The organism is Synergistaceae bacterium (assembly GCA_012521675.1).
Taxonomy (GTDB): Bacteria; Synergistota; Synergistia; order Synergistales; family Aminobacteriaceae; genus JAAYLU01.
This window is the reverse complement of the sequence record JAAYLU010000097.1, coordinates 1-4,909: the sequence shown is the minus strand read 5'-3', so window position 1 is coordinate 4,909 and position 4,909 is coordinate 1. Positions and strand designations below refer to the sequence as shown.

The 4,909-nt window shown below is 60.6% G+C and carries 6 protein-coding genes and 1 tRNA gene; 2 read left to right on the top strand and 5 right to left on the bottom strand.

Translation table 11 applies throughout. The features are described 5' to 3' along the window. Positions 1–652: DNA mismatch repair protein MutL (locus tag GX181_09165; protein ID NLM72109.1), on the top strand; the 652-nt coding region annotated here is incomplete at its 5' end. Between the two features lie 38 nt (positions 653–690). Next, entirely contained in the window at positions 691–1,767 is a 1,077-nt protein-coding gene (locus GX181_09160) for an alanine/ornithine racemase family PLP-dependent enzyme (GenBank protein ID NLM72108.1), read from the top strand. Positions 1,768–1,858: 91 nt separating this feature from the next. Here the strand turns inward: GX181_09160 and GX181_09155 are convergent, their stop codons facing one another. The 5 genes from GX181_09155 to GX181_09135 all read right to left on the bottom strand — a co-directional run. Next, positions 1,859–2,272, bottom strand: coding sequence for an adenosylmethionine decarboxylase (locus GX181_09155; protein ID NLM72107.1), 414 nt, complete (start codon positions 2,270–2,272; stop codon positions 1,859–1,861). An 83-nt stretch (positions 2,273–2,355) separates the two neighbouring features. Next, positions 2,356–2,431 (bottom strand) — tRNA-Ala (locus tag GX181_09150). Between the two features lie 50 nt (positions 2,432–2,481). After that, entirely contained in the window at positions 2,482–3,585 is a 1,104-nt protein-coding gene (gene tal, locus GX181_09145; protein NLM72106.1) for a transaldolase, read from the bottom strand. Positions 3,586–3,654: 69 nt separating this feature from the next. After that, positions 3,655–4,098: a hypothetical protein gene (locus GX181_09140; GenBank protein NLM72105.1), complete on the bottom strand. Its 444-nt coding sequence runs from the start codon at positions 4,096–4,098 to the stop codon at positions 3,655–3,657. A gap of 3 nt (positions 4,099–4,101) precedes the next feature. Then, positions 4,102–4,909: sodium:proton antiporter (locus tag GX181_09135; GenBank protein ID NLM72104.1), on the bottom strand; the 808-nt coding region annotated here is incomplete at its 5' end.

The window sequence follows — 4,909 nt, the reverse complement described above, 5'->3', positions numbered from 1 at the left end:
GAGGGAGGCGCTCGGCGACTTGGTCGTCTTTGATGTCGGGGGCGCGACGACGGACGTGCATTCCGTCGCGGAGGGCAGCGAGAAGATACTGAGCATCACCGTCAGCCCGGAGCCGATCGCCAAGAGAACAGTCGAGGGGGACCTGGGGGTCTACCTCAACTTGAACCACATAGCCGAACAGGTCGACATGGAGAAGCTGCGCGCGGACTTCCCCGAGGCCGACGACCTGATAGCGGGCGCGGGCCCGATACCTCGGACGGACAAAGAGGTTCGATTCGTCGAGAGAATGACCCGCGAGGCACTGTTGCTCTCACTTCGGCGTCACGCGGGCAGGATCCGGCACTACTACACCGCCACGGGAAAGAAGACGATAGCCGAGGGCAAGGACCTGACGGCCGTCGAGTACGTGATAGGCACCGGAGGTGCGCTGACCCGCCTTCCCGCCAGGATGGAGATCCTGAAGGCGGCGGGGACCATGAACAAGGGGCTCGAGCTCTACCCGCCGGAGAGCGTCAAGACGCTGATCGACGGCGAGTACATCATGGCCTCGCTCGGCGTGTTGTCGAAGAAGTACCCGGAGGACGCCCTGAAGCTGCTGAAGAAGAACTTCGGCATAATCCCGGAAGAGAACCCGGTGAACAGGGCCGTCTGATGGCTCATAAACATAGAGATGACAGGAGAATCAAGGCAATGACAGAGACGAGAGTAAAATACCCGGCGCTGTTCATCGACCTGGAAAAGCTTCGCCACAACACGCGCCACCTGGCGCAGCTCTGCAAAGGCAAGGGCATGGAGACGGCGGCGGTGACCAAGGTCTATTGCGCCATCCCCGAGCTCGCGGAGACTCAAGCCTCCAGCGGAGTTCAGTACCTCGCCGACAGCAGGGTCGAGAACCTTCAGAGGATGAAGGATATCCCCCTGCCAAAAATGCTTCTGCGGCTCCCCTCTCCATCCAGGGCGGACGAGGTGGTCGCATTCGCTGATATCAGCCTCAACTCGGAGCTTCCGACTCTGAAGGCTCTATCAGAGGCCGCTGTCCGCGCGGAGAAGACTCACGACGTACTGCTGATGATCGACTTGGGAGACCTTCGCGAGGGAGTTCTGAAAGAGGACGCACTTCCCCTGGCACAGGAGATAGTCAAGCTTCCCGGGCTCAACCTCGCTGGTGTGGGTGTGAACCTGACATGCTACGGGGGCGTTCTGCCTAGTAGAGAGAACCTCGGCGAGCTGGTGGAGATAGCAGGGGAGATAGAGTCGACCTGCGGCGTGAAGCTGAAGATTGTCTCGGGGGGCAACTCGTCCTCGCTCAAGCTGATGCAGGCGGGAGGGGTCCCCGACAGAGTCAACCTCCTTCGCCTCGGCGAGTCGATAGTCCTGGGACTGGAGACTGCCGATGGAACCCACATCCCGGGAACCCACAGGGATGTCTTCACCCTTGCGGTTGAGATCATCGAGCTGAAGGAGAAGCCCTCCATGCCCATCGGTGAGATAGGAATGGACGCGTTCGGCGAAAAGCCGGTCTTCGAGGACAAGGGCATGATGAAGCGAGCGATCCTGGCGCTGGGCAGGCAGGACGCGCGCATCGAGAACCTGTTCCCGAGGGACGAGGGCGCGGAGATAATTGGCGCGAGCAGCGACCACATGCTGCTGGACGTCACCCGCTGCAAGCGCCCGCTCAAGGTCGGAGACGTGATGGAATTCGACGTCAGCTACGGAGGGCTGCTCTCCGTGATGACCAGCTCCTACGTGAGCAAAGTAGCCCGCTGACCGGGCCGCCAAGGCCGCATGAAACGGAAAAATGAGCGGCGTACGTGATGTGATCGCGTACGCCGCTCTCTGTCTTCGGGGCATGTTTTCCTTAGGCCGTGCTGTTCCTCTGCAGGACCTCCTGCCAGGTGGTGAAGGAGTGGTAGTACTCCAGGTCGCCGTCGTCGAGGCCCCGGGAGATCTCCGTGATATGGGTGTGCTTTGCGCCTATCTGTTCAAGCACGTAGTCGACCGCGATCTCCGGTTTGCTGTCCTCTCCGCACGTGTAGATATCGAGCGCCATGTAGCCGACCTCCGGCCACGTGTGGATGGAGAGATGCGATTCGCTGATGACCACGACACCGCTCACCCCGTCGGGAGGAAAGCGATGAAACGATACGGACCACACCTGGGTGTTCGCCCTTTTTGCAGCTTCCACAAGTATTTCCTGCAGTCTGTCCACCTGAGATATGACCGGTCCGCACCCTGATGCCTCGACTATGAAATGGAACCCCTTCGGCGACATGTCTTTCCCCCTCTTATTAATGATTTGCAGCAAGGAAAGAAGAAAAGCCGCCCGATCTCACCGGACGGCCTGATCCAACGAAATGGTGGAGCTAAGGGGACTCGAACCCCTGGCCTCTTGAATGCCATTCAAGCGCTCTCCCAACTGAGCTATAGCCCCGTATGCGCAAACGGAAGTATTATATAGAGCCCCGCTGGATATGTCAACTGTCACGAGCGTGAAAAGGCCTCTCGCTTCTTCTCGATCTCGGCTAGCAGCGCCCTGTAGGCAGAGGTGAAGGCCTCCAGTCCCTCCTCGAGGAGACGCGCCGTGACTGCGTCAAGGTCGATCCCCGATGCGGCGAGGCGCGAGAGGCGCCTGACCCCCTCCTCCCTCTCCGATGCGACGGAGAGCTCCGTTCTGCCGCCCGAGAGGAACTTCTCGAAGGTCGATGGCGGTATTGTGTTCACCGTGTTAGGCCCTATGAGGGAATCGACGTAGAGTGTCGGAGAGTATGCCGGGTTCTTCGTCCCGGTGCTGGCCCAGAGCGGTCTCTGAAACATCGCTCCCTTTGCGGCCAGGACCTCCCATCTCTTAGTACTGGTCGTCTCCTCGAACGAGGCGTAGGCGGCGCGAGCGTTGTCCACGGCTATATGACCCGCTAGCTCCTGCGCGTCGCTACCCTCGAGCAGCTTGTCGACGGCCGTGTCGATCCTGCTGACGAACAGGGAAGCCACGGAGGCTATACCGGAAATCGGCAGGTCGGCCTCCGTCCTCTGCTCCAGGCCGGAGAGCCAGGCCTCCAGCACCCTGCGGTAGCAGCCCTTGGAGAAGATCAGGGTGGCGTTGACGTTTATCCCCCTCGCTATGCTCCTGCGGATGGCCTCGATTCCCGCCGGGGTGGCGGGGATCTTGATCATGACGTTCTCCCTGGCGAGCATGGAGAAAAGGCACGCGGCCTCGTCGATGGTGCCCTGCTCGTCGTCGGCCAGGAGAGGACTGACCTCGAGGCTGACGAATCCATCCGAACCTTCGCTTGACTCGAACACGGGGCGGAGCCTGTCGGCGGCCTCTCGGACGTCCTCTACGGTGAGGGCCGTGCAGATCTCCTCGGCTGACAGCCCCTCGGCGGTCAAGCGGCGGATGTCGTCATCATAGTCGGAGGTACCGGAGATAGCCTTCTCGAATATGGAGGGGTTCGTCGTGACTCCACGCACGCCCTGCTCTATCATCCTGTCGAGCCCTCCGCCTCTTAGCAGGTCCCTGCTAAGGTAGTCGCACCAGATGCTCTGCCCCAGCTCCAGGACCTGTTGCACTTTTGTCTTTTGCACCATGGATACTTTCCTTTCATTCATCAGATGAAAACAGAGGAGGGACGTTCAGTCCCTCCATTATGAGCCCGATCATTCGTCTGCAATCGCCTCTCCGGTTCTGACGGACACGCCTCCTCCGAACCGAGAGATGTGGTCTCTGACCTCATCCTCGGCGATCCCGGGAAGAAAGACCCTCCATCCCCTGTCCTTGAACGGCAGCAGGACGGTGGTGCCCGAGTCCGACGGAAAGAGTACGACCTCCTCCATCTCGTCCCAGGAGAGGCTGTCCACCCTCCCCTTTCCCCAGAAGATTCTCTTGCGAGAGAAACCGGACTCGGTAAGGGCGACTTGTTTTTTATAGCCGGTGATGTATATGCAGGCCGAGCCGACTATTATGCCGGCGAACGCGCCCGAAAAGCCACCCTCTATGAACTTGCGGAACCCGTCGCCCAGCAGCAGCACGCCCACTCCCATGCCGGACAGCTTTATCCAAAGAGGGAAGTTTGTTCCTCTGCCTTCAAGGACTTTCTCCAAGGCCTAAACCGTCCCCTCTTCCTCGTCCTCGGCCCAGTGTATGCCTATCCCAAGGGCGGTCATGACGAGCGCCACTACCAGGTTGAGATAGTTGAGGAAGGCGTAGGGAAGGTAGGAAAGGGTGGGGACGCCGAGCACTCCGCTGTTGTAGGCGCCGCAGGTGTTCCACGGCACGAGGACGGAGGTCATGGTTCCCGAGTCCTCCAGGGTCCTGGAGAGGAATCGCGGGTCGAGCCTCTTCCCGTCCTTCTCGAAGTTAGCGAAGGCGGGCTTGAAGAGCCTGCCCGGCATGACCAGGGCGAGGTACTGGTCGCCCAGGAACATGTTCGTGAACACGCAGGACGCGACGACGGACGCGACCAGGCCGAAGACCGAGTGCACGGCCCTCATCATCCTCTCGAGCAGTACTTCGAGGAAGCCCAGTGTCTCCATTATCCCGCCGAGCACGAGCGCCACCAGGATGAGCGCGACAGTGTCGAGCATCCCGGTCAGTCCCCCTCTTTCGAGAAGACCGTTGAGCATGTCGGCGACCTCGACAACCGAGTCAAACCCCTCCGCCGAGAAGGCGAGCACGCCCTTCAGCAGTTCATTGACCGAGGCGATATCGCCCGCGCCGGCCACTTCAGCGATGGTTGAGGGGACGTAGCCCGTGTAGAGCGAGTCCATGACTGTGGTCACGCCCGCTCCCTGGAAGAGAGCCATGACGGCGGCTGCAAGCATCCCGGCCACTATCCCCGGGATGGCCGGAATCTTCAGAAGCGCCAGGAGAAGCACTAGAAGGGGGGGTATGAAGCCGTAAAGGGAGATCGAG

What these genes read in the sequence shown, in the direction of transcription:
- tal (NLM72106.1), bottom strand. Translation starts at nt 3,585, where the DNA reads ATGGTGCAAAAGACAAAAGTGCAACAGGTCCTGGAGCTGGGGCAGAGC.
- GX181_09160 (NLM72108.1), top strand. Translation starts at nt 691, where the DNA reads ATGACAGAGACGAGAGTAAAATACCCGGCGCTGTTCATCGACCTGGAA.
- GX181_09155 (NLM72107.1), bottom strand. Translation starts at nt 2,272, where the DNA reads ATGTCGCCGAAGGGGTTCCATTTCATAGTCGAGGCATCAGGGTGCGGA.